This window comes from Paraliobacillus sp. JSM ZJ581, assembly GCF_044383835.1.
In the GTDB taxonomy this organism is placed as follows: Bacteria; Bacillota; Bacilli; order Bacillales; family Amphibacillaceae; genus Paraliobacillus.
Map to the genome: position 1 here is coordinate 89,965 of NZ_JBISEP010000004.1, position 15,622 is coordinate 105,586.

The following is a 15,622-nucleotide window of genomic DNA, read 5'->3' on the forward strand; positions in this document are numbered from 1 at the left end:
TTGGGGTGGCGTGTTATTCATGTAACCAATGTAGATCAATTGTCTTTACAACTGGATAACTTACGTGTAAAAAAATCCGACCAAGAATTAAAAATACCACTAAGAGATATTTTTGCATTAGTAATTGAAGATTTAACTTGTAAATTGACAAGTAGGTTAATGATAGAACTTTCCAAAAACAATGTGCTAGTTCTATTATGCAATCAAAAATATTTACCAGAGTGTATGATTCAACCGGTCTCGGGTCATGCGCTGCATCATAGACAAATGATGAGGCAATTAAAATGGACAGAAGAAAAAAAGCAAACGATGTGGCAATATATTATTAAACAAAAAATCACAAATCAAGCTATAGTAATGCGTAAAAATGTAGTGGAGTCCCACCGTTCCGATAAATTAATTAAGCTTATCGGAATGGTGGAACCTGGAGATATTCATAATATGGAAGGACAAGCTGCTAGAATTTATTTTAATAGTTTTTTTGATGAAGCATATTCAAGAAGTAATCCAAATTATATAGAAAATGCTGCTTTGAATTATGGTTACGCTATCATTCATTCAGCAATCGCTAGAACGGTGGTAGCCAAAGGATTAATTTCAGGAATTGGTATTCATCATAAAGGGGAACGTAATCCACATAATCTTGCATCAGATATTATTGAGCCTTTTCGTCCTATCATAGACCATTATGTGATTAAGCATCCACCTGAAGATTATCTAACAAAAAAATATCGTATTGAATTAATCAATTTGTTACATGCAAAAGTACAAATTGATCAAAAAATGCAAACGGTTATACGTGCTATTGAAATTGCCGTAGATTCTATTATTGAATTTTTTAACACTGGTGAATATGAAAAAATCAAGCTTCCAAATATAAATAAACTTTCATTGCATGAGTCTTAGATTTGTGAGAGTTATGATTATGTTTGATTTACCAGTGGAAACAAAAAAACAACGGCGAACGTATACGAAATTTCGTAAAGAATTAATTAGACAAGGATTTCTGATGATGCAATACTCAATCTATATAAAATCATGCTTAAACAAAGAATCAGCTCAAGGAACAATAAATGTTGTAAAAAAGTTTCTTCCGAAAGATGGACATGTTAGATCAATTATAATTACCGAAAAACAATTTGAGAAAATGATTGTATTAGTAGGGGAAGAAGATAAAAATATAGAGTTATTAGGTGAAAATCGAACCATTGAGTTTTAACTATAGCTAAGGTGGTGGCGCTATTTGCAAAATAGTTGGTTAATTCGTGAAGATAGGAGAGAATATGAAGTTAATCTAGCTAATTACAGTTCTTTATTTGTTAACTACACTACAGATGAACGCGCATTAATCGAGCCATTAATCGAATATTTTCAAGTGAGAAGTAAAAACAAAGATGCTATATCTATTCTAGATAAAAATGATGAATATGAAGCAATAAATCATCAACGTTTTGCTGCAATTGAGCTTTCAAATGATATTTTAAGAGAAGAGATGAAACTCGGTGCAAAATCATTATTAAAAGCGCAAGTAAAAAAGAATTTGTTAAGTAACCCAGAAATTGATGGCTATATTAACACAATTAATTCGTTATTAGAAGATTTAATTAACCAAGCGAACACAGAATTACCAATACGTCCTAAATTATTTACTTACGATTCAATGATTAAGATGATGGAGGTTGATATTGGTATTACGATCGAGAACGAGACTAATCAAATCATACATCAGAATAAGACGCTACTACCTATTTTGAGAAATTTCATCATTAATAATTATAGTAAGCCAACATTTGTTGTTTACTTTTATCCGGAAACTTACTTAAGCCCGAAAGAACAGAGGGAGATGCGACAATTACTTAATAATTTTAGTAAAAGAATTCCTGTATTTGTTTTAACTAAGTCGAAAATATTCATTGCTGAGAATTATGAAGGGCTAAATTACTTTGTTAATCATGTTCAAGTGTTTAATGAGGAGTTTATTGCTAATCTTGAATGGGACTGCCCCATAGATTATGATTATGTAGAGATAAAATCTAGTATCATGCGGATCATATATAGATATATTGATGTTTTTGAGCTTCATCCAACTGTTTCAAACTATACAGATGCTGATGTCATTTTGTTTAATTCATTAGATTTGTATGTTTTTGCTTCTATTATGAAAAAATTAAAGTTTTCATATGTTTTTGATTTAGAAGTGGAGTCCATTGATTTACCAGTGTACAGATATATTATGGATATTTATGAAAAAATGTGATAGCATTTTCATTAGGTGTTTTAGTACTCTGTGTTTTTAGGTAGTAATGAGACGCTCGTGTTGTTCCATCAACGTTACTGCACGTTTTAGTACTCTGTGTTTTTAGGTAGTAATGAGACTTAAATGGCGTGTGGGACTGGAGTTTTTTTGTTTTAGTACTCTGTGTTTTTAGGTAGTAATGAGACGTAGTAATCAATTTTTCGCGGAATTGATTGGTTTTAGTACTCTGTGTTTTTAGGTAGTAATGAGACTACATTTGTCTGCTAGTTCCTTATCTTCGCGTTTTAGTACTCTGTGTTTTTAGGTAGTAATGAGACAACAAGTATGGCATGAATACGGAAGTTATAGTTTTAGTACTCTGTGTTTTTAGGTAGTAATGAGACCACATCAAGGTTTCCGTCCATTAGAACCAGTTTTAGTACTCTGTGTTTTTAGGTAGTAATGAGACGTTCTTAGATTTTAAATAGTGTTTGATTGCGTTTTAGTACCCTGTGCTTTTAGGTAGTGATGAGACTCAATACGTTGTCATGAAAATGTTATATGGTATGTCAACACGTTACTAAATAATTTTTAAAAGTGCTCTTTACTCTATTTGTTGTAACATTTTTATCTTAGTTAATAAGCGTAAGAGGAAGGACATTTTTATTTTCTTGACAAAAGTCTTTAATCATTATAAAATGACTGATAGTCAGTCAAATCATATATTGAGGTGAGGAGATGGATAATAAGAAACAAAAGATTGTACAATCAGCTATCGACGTTTTTCGAGAAAAAGGAATCGAAAAAACGAAGGTATCCGATATTGTTAAAGGTGCTGGCGTTGCCCAAGGAACTTTTTATCTATACTTTCCGTCTAAGTTAGCAGTGATGCCCTCTATTGCTGAAGTGATGGTAAAGAAAATTGTTGAAGCTATGGAAGAAGAAGTAAATCACGGTGAGCCATTTATTAATCAATTGGAACAGGTAGTTCATGTTGCCTTTAAAATAACAAATGACTATCGGGAAATTTATGCGCTTATGTTTGCTGGATTAGCATCAAGCCAATATTTAAGTGAGTGGGAAAAAATTTATGAACCTTATTACGCTTGGATGCAGGAATTTTTAAATCAATCGAAAGCTGCTTCTATTCTGCGTGAACTTATAGATGTAGAGGCAACAGCTAAATTACTGATCGGATTAATTGAAGCAGCGGCTGAACAATCCTATTTGTTTGATAAACAGGATGAAGAAAAAGCGAATCAGAAAAAGAGAGAAGTATTGGAATTTGTGAAACATGGATTGTGCAAATAGTTGTGGAATTGAAGTAAGAAAAAACGTGTACGTAAATGACTTGGCGCAAACCAAGTTTTTCTTCTTCACATTAATGACTGACGATCAGTCACCGAGAAGGTGGGAAAATAAATCTTAAATAATAAACAATTGCTCAACACAATGATGTTTTATAAAGCTTTATGTCTTAAGCAAAGTGAAAGGAATGGTTATAAAAATGAATAAATCGTGGATTTACGTTATTTTAACAAGTGTATTTGAATTAATTTGGATTTATGGTTTTAACACAGCTTCTACTTGGTGGCATTGGGTGTTAATTATTAGTGCTATTTTATTAGATCTACACTTTTTATCCAAAGCATGCGAAGGCATTCCAACTGGAACTGTATATGCTATTTTCGCAGCTGCTGGAACAGTAGGAACAGCTTTGATGGATATATATTTATTTGATGGCAGTTTAAGCATGGGGAAGATTTTCTTTATGATTCTTCTTGTCATAGGTGTAGTTGGATTGAAACTATTTGATGGACCAAATCCATCAGAAAAACAGGAGGTGCATTCTTAATGGGTTGGTTTTTAATAGCATGTGCGTCTGCATTTGAGATTTTAGGTGTTTTAGGCTTGAGATTATATAGTCAAAATAAGACGTTTGCAAATGGAATGTTGTATCTTGGAGGACTGGGAGCGTCCTTTGCCCTTCTTTATGTTTCTTTCTCCTATTTACTTGTAAGTGTTGCTTACTCCGTGTTTATGGGAATTGGTACTGCTGGGGCTGTATTAATGAATATGATTTTCTTCGGTGAATCGACGAATAAATTTCGTGTTTTTAGCTTAATACTGATTATTATCGGTGTTGTCGGACTTAAAGCACTATCCTAATAAGTGTGGATATCAAGTAAATTGCTAGGTCATATTATTTTCAGAGAGACTTAGTAACTCTATAATATCGTGAAAATAGTTTTTTAAATGTTTTGCTAAGCTCGACTCATGAAATACCTGATGGATGAGAAGGCCATAATATAAATGAAATAATTGCTCTTTTTGTCATTTGAATAAAAAGAGCAATTTATATCAGAAAATATAAACGTATTAAGAAGATATAATGGATTTTTGAAAGGCATGAAACGATTTATTTCTAAATAATCACTTTTACATATTATTAAAATAGTATGGATAAATCGATTTTGATTCATCTTTTAAAGATTATTATGTAAAATTTACAACTAGTTGCTAAATATAAAAGCTACATCGAAGTAAATACTTGTCGATGCTAGTTGTATAACATTTTCTGATGGATTTAATGAAAATAATATAGTCGACTTACTATCATGTTTCTTTCAATTCATTACTGATTATACTGAAGGGAAGTGATATGTAAGTGCCAAAGTGATACAGGCTATTGACGTCTACTTTGTCACAAATATAAAAATAGAAGCGTACTTTAACCTTGTTGGATATTTCTTTAATTATTAAAACGAGTATAAACTTAAAGCTTGTCTATCATATTGCGAATGGCTATAAGCATTAGCGAAGATACAATAAGATTGAAAAATATAGCTGTTTTATTTTATCCCTTTATATAGCAGGAAACTGGTTCTATTAATCCTAGGTATATGAAGGGGTTTTTGTTGTGATGTAAATATAATAAAGAAATATTGCTACTGGATGTTTACAGAGGAAATGATATGATAAATAAAGTGCGTTATTCTATGATTATTTTTGCAGAAAGGCCCACATTAAATGGTGAGCCTTTCTTTTTTTATGAAATTAATCAATTAGTTGCAGTGTGTTTTTGCAATTTGCAACCAAGTGATTGCAAGATAACATGCAAGCATTTGGTCTTGGTGGTAAAAGATACGATTACATATAATAAAAGTGAGGTGGAGATAGATGAACAATCGCGCGCGAGATCTTGTTTTACTATTAACAGAGAATGACCTGTTTTTTACTATAAAAGAATTGACGAAGCATTTCTCTGTTAGTCAACGTACGATTTATAATGATTTAATGGAAGTAGATGATTTCTTAAATAAACATTATCTTCCTATGTTGCAACGACAAAAAGGAAAAGGTGTATCGTTACAACTTACACAAAAAGAGTTACAACAGATAAAAATCCTTCTTGATCAAGAGGAATTTAGTTTTCATACACCAGAAGAAAGAAAATACTCTGCCTTACATTATTTGTTGATTCAACAGAGCTATGTAACAATTGATCAAATCTCAAACTTTCTTAAAGTATCAAGAAATACAGTTATCAGTGATATGAAGCACTGGAAACGGTGGTTTCAAGATCATGAATTATCGCTAGTGTCCTATCCTTATAAAGGCTTAAGAGTTGAAGGGACGGAATTACCAATTAGAAAGGCATTGCTTGCTGTTTTTCGAGAAGAAAAAAGAAATCGCATACACATGACGAACACGGAGCAATCTATTTTAAATGAATTTCTTTCCATTCAAGAGATTAATCACCTTGTACGTATAGTTAGGATGGCAGAAAGTAAATTGCAAATTATTATTTCAGACCATTCTTATTTTAAAGTTATTCTTCATCTTGGTTTAGCGATCACTCGAGTGAAACAGCAACGAATGCTAGGAAGGGATGCAATCTCAGATCGGGTTCTAGAAACACGCGAATATGAGGTAGCATGTATAATCAAAAAAGAAATTGATCATGTATTTAGAATTGAATTTCCAGAGAATGAAGTGATGTATTTTGCTTCTCAGTTAGTTAGTAGTAGTTTGCAGGATACGAATCAGTATGGAAATATAAACGAACAGTGGCTTCCATTACAAATGGTGACCCGGACATTTATAGAAGAACTTGAATCGATCTTCCATGTTTCATTTATAGAGGATGAACAGTTATTCAATGGATTGATGGCTCATCTAAGACCTGCACTTTACCGACTTAGTAATGGGACATCAATTGATAATCCAGTATTGGATGCAATAAAGGAGAATTATCATTATGTTCATCATCATGTCATGCGAACAATTCCTATAATTGAAGCACAATTAGGTGTTGGTTTTAATGAAGATGAGGCATCTTTTATTACCATGTATGTTACGGCTGCGTTAGAAAGACAAAAAAAGAGAACGCGAAGAAAGCCAGTTGTTATTATTGTGTGCGATACCGGAATGAGTACATCGCAAATGTTGGCGACACAATTAAAAAACTTATTTCGAATAAGAGTACTTGGGGCATTTCCAGCTAGACAGGCTTCAGAAATTGTCAAAGAAGAAATGATTGATTTAATTATCACAACCGTCCCATTGACATTGGACGGAGTACAAGTAGTCAATGTTAACCCTGTTTTATCTAAAGAAGATATCCAGAAGCTAACTTTGTTATTAGAAAAGTTTGAGGGGCAAGAGTTGCTTGTGTTTGACATTTTGAAAATGATTGAGCCTTATTGTACCATTCATGATTCCAAAGCACTTTCGGAAAAATTACAACAATATTTTCAAAATGAAAAAACAGAGTTACCAAATACGGAGAGGAGATCACATCCTGTGTTAATTGAAGTTTTAAATGAAAATTTAATAGAGACACAAGCAGAAGTGAATGACAGAGATAGTGCAGTCAAGCTAAGTGGCGAGTTACTTCTGAAAAATGATCTTATTGAAGAAAAATATATTCAAGCAATGCTTGATAATGTAAAAGAAAACGGTACGTATATTGTTATTGCACCAGGTATAGCGATGCCACATGCAAGACCAGAATATGGTGCGAAAGATATTGGCTTTAGTATTGTTACATTAAAAGAACCAATTGTATTTGGACATCGTACGAATGATCCGGTGAAAATTGTAATTGGGTTATGTGCAATTGATCATGAAACACACCTAACTGCTTTGTCAGAATTAGTAGGTGTTCTAAATCAAGAAGATAAATTGGAAGAAATACTAAATGCAAAAACAGCAAAAGATATAATGCGAATTTTTAAGGGGGATAAGTAAATGTATAAAATAGTGACAGTTTGTGGTGCCGGTGTAGGAAGTAGCATGATGCTTAAAGTATTTGCGCAACAAATTTTATCAAATGAAGGCGTAGAAGCAACTGTAGATGCATCTGATATTGGGTCTGTTAGTGCTGACGAATATGATATTGTCATTACTACATCTGATTTTGCAGACATTTTAAGAAACTCAAAAGCTAAGGTTGTAAGAATAGATAATATGATGGATAAAGAATTGTTAAGAACAGAATTATTGAAAGTAATTAATTAAATGTGCTTTTAACTAAATAATGTCCCATGATGTTAACTATAGATTATGGGACAAGAAATTTTATGTTTATAACCATTTTACTTATCTATGACTTTGATCAATTACTATTGCAATGCAATAAAAAAGGAGAGAGCAGCTAATGGATTTTCTTATGTATCTCATTAATAATATATTTAGTCAGGCAGTATTTGTAATTGGAGCTGTTGTTTTAATTGGTTTGTTAATACAGCGAAAAAGCTTTGACTCATTAGTTTCGTCGACAATTAAAACAATGATTGGTTTTTTGCTCATTAATACCGGTGCGCAATCACTAGGAGTTTCATTACTCCCATTACAACCGATGCTCAGTAAGGTGTTTAACTTAAATGCAGATATACCTACACTTGAACAAGCACAAATGGAGAGTTTTGTCGAAATCGGTACAGAAATGGCTTTGATTTTTGCTTTAGGATTTATCATTCATATTTTATTTGCAAGAATAACACCATTTAAGTATGTACATTTATCTGCACACGTATCTTTCTTCTATGCAGGATTAATTGCCGCTTTACTTAAATTTGGTACAAACATGGGATTTATTCCACTTGTATTAACAGGTTCTATTATATTAGGTTTTTATTTAACATTTACCTGTTCGTATGTCGCACCTTTAATGAAGAATATAAAAGGTGGAGAAGGTTTTACTTTGGGTCACTCAAGCTCCAGTGGTGTGTGGATTGCCGCAAAACTTGGAGGTTTGCTTGGTAATAAGAAAAAAGATTTAGAAGATATTAAAATACCAAAAAGCTTGAATTTCTTGCGTGAAATGACAATTGCCCTTACGGTTATTATGACGCTATTATTCTTTATTGTATCACTTATTTCCAATCCTGCTTGGGTAGCTGAACATATTAGTGGAGGAAGAGATATTGTTACATTCTCTTTACTTAATGGTTTGCAATTTGGTTTATGGATTACAATTATACTATCTGGAGTAAGGATGTTGTTGGCTGAAATTATTCCAGCTTTCCATGGAATTGCTGATAAACTTATTCCGAATGCCAAGCCAGGTTTAGATGTACCCCTATTGTTCCCGAACTACCCAACATCAGTAATTGTTGGTTTCTTAACTAGTTTAGTTGCAGGGTTTGTTGGAATGTTTATTTTAGGTTTATTTAACTACCCAATCGCAGTTTTTCCAGCATTAATTCCTACATTTTTCACAGGTGCTGTAACAGCGATATTTGGTAACTCTACTGGTGGAATAAGAGGTGCATTAATCGGGTCATTTGCAAATGGTTTAATTCTTATTATTGGACAAGCATTACTGCTCCCACAGATCGGCTCTTATGCTTCTATCATGCGTATTCTTAGTGAAACAGATTATGCTCTATATGGTCCGTTGCTAGGTATGCTACTTAAGTTGATTGGAGGGTAATGATTTATGAAACAACTTGCTCTCTATTTACCGTGTTGTTATCCAAACGAAGATCGATTTTTTGAAGTTTTAGATATAATGGAATCATACAAAGTGGATGTTCTGGAACTAGGCATACCGGTGGCAGATCCTCATATGGATGGAACGGTTATTAAAGATAGTCATCAACAAGTATTGGACCAAGGGTTTAATCAATCGTATTTAAACCAAATACTTGTGACGATTAAATCAAAGTATACATTTAAAGTCGTCCTTATGACCTATAAGGAAGGATTGGATAAATATAATCTATTATCAATAGATAGTGAGCTAGTTGATGGTATATTATGCGTAGATCAAGATATTACGTTAGAAAATTATCCAATGCCCATTCAGTTATATAATGAAACGATGACAGATCAGTTATTGGAAAAACAATTAATGAATAATCGCTTATTTGCCTATTGTATGAGTGGTGCAGGTAAGACAGGAAGTTTTGACCAAGTGCCGACCAATTACATTCAAACAATTAAACGAATTAGAAAGTATAGTAATATCCCTGTTTTCGTGGGATTTGGAATCAAAGATGAACAAGATGTTGCTAGTGTTTATCATAATGGTGCAGATGGAGCAATTATCGGTTCTTATTTTGTGAAAATTCTTAAGAATGAAACAATGGAACAGGTTGCCTCCTATATAAAAAGATTAAAAAGTGTTGTGTGAAAAAAACTAGACTTAATTAAATTTACTCTACATGATTTTTGAGACTAACTATTGATTTTATATAGTTAGTCTCAATTCTAATTCCATAGTCTTTATTTCTGTTTTTGGATAAAATATGTATAAACAAATTTATTTATGCCACAATACCCACTTAAAGGTTATGTAATGTAAGATTTTATCAAAAAACAAAGTAACATCCTCCATTAAGTGTGTGAATAAAGGCTACTAAACATGGAATTGAGATAAATGACTTGAACAGTTAAATCTAATGTTTTCCTTGTTTCACGATATGGTAAAATGTACTAGGTAAAAAGAAGTGTATTTTATTTAAAAAAAGCAAGTGTTTGCCGATATTATAAATGACCTTAAAAATAACACCAAGAATAACCATACCTTTTTAAAAAATGTATATATATTTTTGGTGCCATATATATATTAATAAGAAGAAGGTAGAAGGTGTAAAAATTGACGGAAATGTTTCAGCTTAATAGTATAAGAAAGAAAATACTTTTTGGTTTTTCATTAGTGATGGTTTTGGTTATTATTTTAGGAATCTATAACTATCTAGCAATCAGGTCATTAAATCAAAATACTTCTGAAGTGGTTGAAGAACAACAACCAGTTTTGATTCTTGCTAATAAGATTGCATTGGATATGGCAGAAAGAACATCATTAGTGCGTGGTTACTTGCTTTATGATGATGTGGAGTATAGAAAGGAATTTGATAGTCATACGGATGAAAGCATAGCGCTTGAGAATGAAGTGATGAAATTAAACAGCTCAAAAGAGGTAAAAGCTTTAATAGATAAGAAAGTAATGTGGGGTGAAATGCTTAGTAACGTCTTTGATGAATATGATGCAGGTAACAAGGAACAGGCAATGAGTATTATGCGGACAGAGATAAAACCACTCGAAGAGGAATTAATAGACGGCTTTAAAGCGTTAGCTTCAAAAAGAGAAGTGATGATAACCGATATGTCAGAAGATAGCCAAGACTATGGTCGAGTATCTTTAATGGTAGATACATTGATAACCATTGTCGTTATTATGTTAGGTGCTATTGTTGCGCTGAAAACTGCAAGTATTATATCAAGACCAATTGTTACAGTAATGGAACGAATGAAGACGATAGCGAATGGCGATTTTACTCAAGAAGCAATAGAAATTAAATCAAATGATGAAATCGGACAACTTATGGTAGCTACTAATGAAATGACGAGTAATACAAAAGATTTATTAATCAAAATAAACGCAGTATCTGAAACAGTTACTATTCAAGGTGATAAATTAAGTAATGCAGCTAATGAAGTTAAATTAGGGACAGAACAAGTAGCAGTTACTATGGAAGAGCTAGCTACTGGAGCAGAAACCCAAGCGAATAGTACGAGTGACTTAGCAAATATTATGAGCTTGTTTGTAAATAAGGTGGAAGATGTCAATACAAATGGTGAAAACATTGAAATGCATTCTGAGAAGGTTTTAGAGATGACGGATAAAGGTAGCCAATCGATGCAAACTTCCACAGAGCAAATGACAAAAATTAATCATATTGTAAAAGATTCAGTTAGTAAAATGAAAAAGCTAGATAATCAGACACAAGAAATTTCTAAACTTGTTTTAGTGATAAAAGATATTGCTGATCAAACTAATTTATTATCGTTAAATGCAGCAATTGAAGCTGCAAGAGCTGGTGAACATGGTAGAGGTTTCGCTGTTGTTGCAGACGAAGTAAGAAAATTAGCTGAACAAGTTGCCTTATCAGTAAACGATATTACGACAATAGTCACATCGATTCAAGTTGAATCCAATGTTGTATCTAATGCTTTAAAAGAAGGTTATAATGAGGTAGATCAAGGATCTACCCAAATTAAATCAACAGAAGAAATATTTAGTCAAATCAGCAATTCTGTTACAGAGATGGTGACAAGTATCCACGCTACTTCTCAAAGCCTCTTAGAAGTGTCATCAAACACAAAAGAGATGAATGAATCAGTGGAAGAGATTGCCTCGGTATCTGAAGAGGCGGCAGCAGGAATAGAGCAAACAGCAGCGTCTGCACAACAAGCAAGTGGTTCAATGGATGAAGTCGCTAATAGTTCTGAGCATCTTACAGAATTAGCCGAAGAATTGAATGAATTAGTTCATCGATTTAAGGTATGATAAATCAAGTAGTTATCAGAAGCAGTATTCGTTAATGGTTTAACGTTACTGCTTTTTTTGTTAAAAAATCATATCACGTTTCATTAATACTGTGACAGATAGTGAATGAAGTGAAATTGATCACTAGGGAAAAAAGGAGAAAGTTGTATTTAGACGAACACCACGGTATGCATTTAAAGCTATAGTAAACGCACCAATTTACATTGCTAGACAAGAGTAGTTGTACTACCCTTGCTCAATTCAAGCAATTTGGCTATAAAGTATATGGGATTAAGATAAATTAAGGATGCATTGATTAGATGGTGAAGCAGTGGTTCATTTACTGACGTATTATTTAAATTATGCACACAGATAATCAGTTGAAGTTGTTTCGAAAAACAATAGATTTTGTCAAAATCTAATGGTATTCTTAATGAGTTATTATTACATAGGAGAGGCGTGTAAAAAGTGTTTAAATCAGTCAAAGCAAAACTATTTCTTTCGTTATTATTCGTAGCTATTATACCTTTAATTGTAATTAGTTCGATTCTTTATTTTAAAACAAACCAAGGATTCGAAAACATCTTACATAAAAATCTAGATGCTTCAACAGACACCATTTCAGAACAATTGAATCGTACTTCAGAAAATTTACTATCAATTACTCAATCTTCCGCAAAAAATGAAGAGATGTTAGAAGCTTTTGCAAATCGTGATCGTGAACAACTAATAGAAATTATGGCACCAATCTTTACAAGACTTCAAGCGGAACACCAGTTAGATATATTTGAATTAGGTGATGAGAACGGAACGGTCTTTCTAAGAGGGCATAACCCTGACAAATTTGGTGATGACAAAAGTGATATACCAGCTATTCAAGTTGCGCTTGATAATGAAGGGGTTTCTGGATTTGAATTTGGAAATAGTGGATTATCTGTTCGTGCTTTCGTTCCCCTTGTTTACAATAATGAAGTGATAGGGACGTTACAAACTGGTTTAAGTGGTCAAGTAATTCAAACGATTACAGATACTTTAAAAGGTGTTCAACTAAATATTATGAATACGGATGGAGAAGTATTGGTCACTTCTAATCAAGCGGAAGTAGGTAGTATATTAGAAGATCAATCGATATTAGATCAGGTTGTTGTGGGGGAAGAAGTGTCACAAGAGTCAAATACGAGTATGGAATATTATATGCCTCTATATGATCCAACACGCTCAGAAACAATTGGTTTGTTGGAGATTAAACAAGATGCAACAGATGTTCTAAATGTGAATAAAGAAATTATATTTTATATTTTAGAAATTTCCTTAATAACAATAATACTCGTGGTAGTTATTGCATTCTTTTTAAGTAGAGGTTTTTCTAAGCCAATTCAACAAACAACGCATGTTATGGATCAAATCGCAAAGGGTGACTTAACAAATCATTTACAAGGACAAGATAGACAAGACGAATTTGGACAATTAGCTAGGTCTGTTATAAGCACGCAAGCTAAATTAAAAGATATGCTTGAAAAAATTACAAACCTTTCTGCAGTAGTGAAAGAACAATCTGCTTTAGTTAAGCAATCGAGTGATGAAATATATGATGGTAGTAATCAAGTAGCATCAACTATGCAGGAGCTTGCTTCTGGTACTGACCAACAAGCAGATGCTGCTGCAAACTTAGCGGAACAAATGAACGATTTATCCAATCGAATTACTGAAGCTACGGAAAATGGTGCAATGGTACAACAGTCATCCAACGGTGTATTGGAGGTTGCAAAAAGCAGTAATGAAATGATGAATCAGTCTGTCACACAAATGAATATGATTAACAGCTTGGTTAAGGATTCTGTAGAAAAAGTAGGGTTATTAGACGAGCAAGCTAAGAAAATATCCTCGTTAATTAATGTGATTCAGGATATTTCAGAACAAACCAATTTGCTTGCTTTGAATGCTGCTATAGAAGCGGCTCGCGCGGGAGAAGAAGGCAAAGGATTTGCGGTTGTTGCTGAGGAAGTTAGAAAATTATCTGAACAAGTATCAGAATCGGTCCTAGAAATAACAGATATTGTCGGTAATATTCAAACAGAATCAAGTAATGTTGTCACTTCACTAACTAAAGGATACAATCAGGTGGATGAAGGAGCGAAACAAATTAAATTAACTGGAAAAGAATTCGAAAAAATTGATCAATCTGTTGTAGAAATGGATAATAATATTTTGACAATTAATAATCACTTCAAGCGTATTTCTGAAAATAGTGCTAACATTAATGCTTCGATTGAGCATATTGCATCTGTTTCAGAAGAGTCGGCAGCTGGGGTAGAAGAAACGTCAGCTTCTATTGTGCAAATTAGTAATTTAATCGGCGGTATTACTACTAATACGAATTCATTAGAGGAACTTTCTAAACAATTGGATGAAATGGTTAAACAATTCACCCTTCGTTAATTGTATTCGTTTTGGAGATTCATTTGTTATTAGTGTCAAAATTGACAGATATGATCTTAAAACAAATTTTAAAAAACAAGGCCTGATCTGATTCGGCCTTGTTTTTTATGGAAATTAATATACTTTATCACCATTAAATATTGAGTTTTTGACAATGACATAATCAACTGTGCGAATTGCATCTAAACGATTTCCACCTGCATAAGAAATAGAAGATTGTAAGTCTTGCTTCATTTCTGAAAGTGTATCAGCTAAAGCACCTTTATGTTCAACATACATTTTCTTACCTTCAACATTCTTTTTCTCACCTTTTTGAAACTCAGATGCAGAGCCGAAATATTCTTTATAAAGTTTGCCATCTTTTTCGATTGTTTCACCTGGAGATTCTTCATGACCAGCAAATAAAGAACCGATCATGACCATAGATGCGCCAAATCGAATCGATTTGGCAATATCACCGTGTGTTCGAATACCTCCGTCCGCAATGATAGGTTTACTAGCTGCTTTCGCACACCATCTTAATGCCGCTAATTGCCAGCCACCCGTACCGAATCCGGTTTTCATCTTCGTAATACAAACTTTTCCTGGACCAATTCCCACTTTTGTTGCATCAGCACCTGCATTTTCAAGTTCTCTAACTGCTTCCGGTGTTCCTACATTACCAGCTATTACGAACGTAGTCGGTAAATAATATTTGATATGTTGAATCATTTCAATCACGGCAGTTGAGTGACCGTGTGCAATATCAATAGTTATATAGTCAGGTATTAATTGCTGATCCGCTAACTCTTTAATAAAATCATATTCTTCATATTTCACTCCAACACTTATTGATGCGATTAAATTTTGAGCGTGCATATCTTTAATAAAATCGATTCGCTTTTCGGGTTGGAATCGGTGCATAACATAAAAATAATTATTTTTTGCTAAAAACAATGCTATTTTTTCATCTATAATAGTTTGCATGTTAGCTGGTACTACTGGTAGATCAAAAGTATGCTTTCCTAAAGTGATATTTGTATCACACTGAGAACGACTATTCACAATACATTTTGCGGGAATTAACTGTATATCTTCATAATCAAATACATTTTCCAATATTAACACTCCTAAAAACGAATAATAATAACGTCGGGAAACAAAAACGTTCGTACTATCATAATTTA

At 32.9% G+C, this 15,622-nt stretch carries 13 protein-coding genes and 1 CRISPR repeat array; of the genes, 12 read left to right on the top strand and 1 reads right to left on the bottom strand.

The window, feature by feature from the left end:
* The 12 genes from cas1 to ACH6CY_RS04205 all read left to right on the top strand — a co-directional run bounded on the left by cas1 (position 1) and on the right by ACH6CY_RS04205 (position 14,456).
* The gene (cas1, locus tag ACH6CY_RS04150) at positions 1 to 906 is read left to right on the top strand and encodes a type II CRISPR-associated endonuclease Cas1 (RefSeq protein ID WP_374066003.1); all 906 of its coding nucleotides are present in this window, start codon (positions 1 to 3) and stop codon (positions 904 to 906) included.
* Positions 907 to 925: 19 nt separating this feature from the next.
* Positions 926 to 1,219 (top strand): CRISPR-associated endonuclease Cas2, encoded by a 294-nt coding sequence (gene cas2, locus ACH6CY_RS04155; protein ID WP_374066004.1) that lies wholly within the window; start codon positions 926 to 928, stop codon positions 1,217 to 1,219.
* A gap of 24 nt (positions 1,220 to 1,243) precedes the next feature.
* Complete coding sequence (locus ACH6CY_RS04160; protein WP_374066005.1) at positions 1,244 to 2,257, top strand: hypothetical protein; 1,014 nt, start codon at positions 1,244 to 1,246, stop codon at positions 2,255 to 2,257.
* A 17-nt stretch (positions 2,258 to 2,274) separates the two neighbouring features.
* A CRISPR array of direct repeats spans positions 2,275 to 2,771; the repeat unit is 36 nt; unit sequence GTTTTAGTACTCTGTGTTTTTAGGTAGTAATGAGAC.
* A 203-nt stretch (positions 2,772 to 2,974) separates the two neighbouring features.
* Positions 2,975 to 3,547 (top strand): TetR family transcriptional regulator, encoded by a 573-nt coding sequence (locus tag ACH6CY_RS04165; protein ID WP_374066006.1) that lies wholly within the window; start codon positions 2,975 to 2,977, stop codon positions 3,545 to 3,547.
* 196 nt (positions 3,548 to 3,743) lie between these two features.
* Positions 3,744 to 4,091, top strand: a complete 348-nt coding sequence (locus ACH6CY_RS04170) for a DMT family transporter (protein WP_374066007.1) — start codon at positions 3,744 to 3,746, stop codon at positions 4,089 to 4,091.
* The gene (locus tag ACH6CY_RS04175) at positions 4,091 to 4,405 is read left to right on the top strand and encodes a DMT family transporter (RefSeq protein ID WP_374066008.1); all 315 of its coding nucleotides are present in this window, start codon (positions 4,091 to 4,093) and stop codon (positions 4,403 to 4,405) included. Before ACH6CY_RS04170 ends, ACH6CY_RS04175 begins: the two co-directional genes overlap by 1 nt.
* A gap of 1,011 nt (positions 4,406 to 5,416) precedes the next feature.
* Positions 5,417 to 7,489, top strand: coding sequence for a BglG family transcription antiterminator (locus ACH6CY_RS04180; protein WP_374066009.1), 2,073 nt, complete (start codon positions 5,417 to 5,419; stop codon positions 7,487 to 7,489).
* Positions 7,490 to 7,759, top strand: a complete 270-nt coding sequence (locus ACH6CY_RS04185; RefSeq protein ID WP_374066010.1) for a PTS sugar transporter subunit IIB — start codon at positions 7,490 to 7,492, stop codon at positions 7,757 to 7,759.
* Positions 7,760 to 7,898: 139 nt separating this feature from the next.
* Entirely contained in the window at positions 7,899 to 9,176 is a 1,278-nt protein-coding gene (locus ACH6CY_RS04190) for a PTS ascorbate transporter subunit IIC (protein ID WP_374066011.1), read from the top strand.
* A 6-nt stretch (positions 9,177 to 9,182) separates the two neighbouring features.
* Positions 9,183 to 9,878: a tryptophan synthase subunit alpha gene (gene trpA / locus ACH6CY_RS04195; protein WP_374066012.1), complete on the top strand. Its 696-nt coding sequence runs from the start codon at positions 9,183 to 9,185 to the stop codon at positions 9,876 to 9,878.
* 474 nt (positions 9,879 to 10,352) lie between these two features.
* The gene (locus tag ACH6CY_RS04200; RefSeq protein WP_374066066.1) at positions 10,353 to 12,038 is read left to right on the top strand and encodes a methyl-accepting chemotaxis protein; all 1,686 of its coding nucleotides are present in this window, start codon (positions 10,353 to 10,355) and stop codon (positions 12,036 to 12,038) included.
* 447 nt (positions 12,039 to 12,485) lie between these two features.
* Entirely contained in the window at positions 12,486 to 14,456 is a 1,971-nt protein-coding gene (locus ACH6CY_RS04205) for a methyl-accepting chemotaxis protein (protein ID WP_374066013.1), read from the top strand.
* A gap of 114 nt (positions 14,457 to 14,570) precedes the next feature.
* Here the strand turns inward: ACH6CY_RS04205 and guaC are convergent, their stop codons facing one another.
* Positions 14,571 to 15,554 carry a GMP reductase gene (guaC, locus tag ACH6CY_RS04210; protein ID WP_374066015.1) on the bottom strand — a complete coding sequence of 328 codons (984 nt, stop codon included), beginning with the start codon at positions 15,552 to 15,554 and terminating at the stop codon, positions 14,571 to 14,573.
* Between the last annotated feature and the right edge of the window lie 68 nt (positions 15,555 to 15,622).

Bases quoted from the DNA above. Each gene is read 5' to 3' on its own strand.
- cas2 (WP_374066004.1), top strand. From the start codon at position 926: ATGTTTGATTTACCAGTGGAAACAAAAAAACAACGGCGAACGTATACG.
- ACH6CY_RS04185 (WP_374066010.1), top strand. From the start codon at position 7,490: ATGTATAAAATAGTGACAGTTTGTGGTGCCGGTGTAGGAAGTAGCATG.
- trpA (WP_374066012.1), top strand. From the start codon at position 9,183: ATGAAACAACTTGCTCTCTATTTACCGTGTTGTTATCCAAACGAAGAT.
- ACH6CY_RS04165 (WP_374066006.1), top strand. From the start codon at position 2,975: ATGGATAATAAGAAACAAAAGATTGTACAATCAGCTATCGACGTTTTT.
- ACH6CY_RS04170 (WP_374066007.1), top strand. From the start codon at position 3,744: ATGAATAAATCGTGGATTTACGTTATTTTAACAAGTGTATTTGAATTA.
- ACH6CY_RS04190 (WP_374066011.1), top strand. From the start codon at position 7,899: ATGGATTTTCTTATGTATCTCATTAATAATATATTTAGTCAGGCAGTA.
- ACH6CY_RS04175 (WP_374066008.1), top strand. From the start codon at position 4,091: ATGGGTTGGTTTTTAATAGCATGTGCGTCTGCATTTGAGATTTTAGGT.
- ACH6CY_RS04200 (WP_374066066.1), top strand. From the start codon at position 10,353: ATGTTTCAGCTTAATAGTATAAGAAAGAAAATACTTTTTGGTTTTTCA.
- ACH6CY_RS04180 (WP_374066009.1), top strand. From the start codon at position 5,417: ATGAACAATCGCGCGCGAGATCTTGTTTTACTATTAACAGAGAATGAC.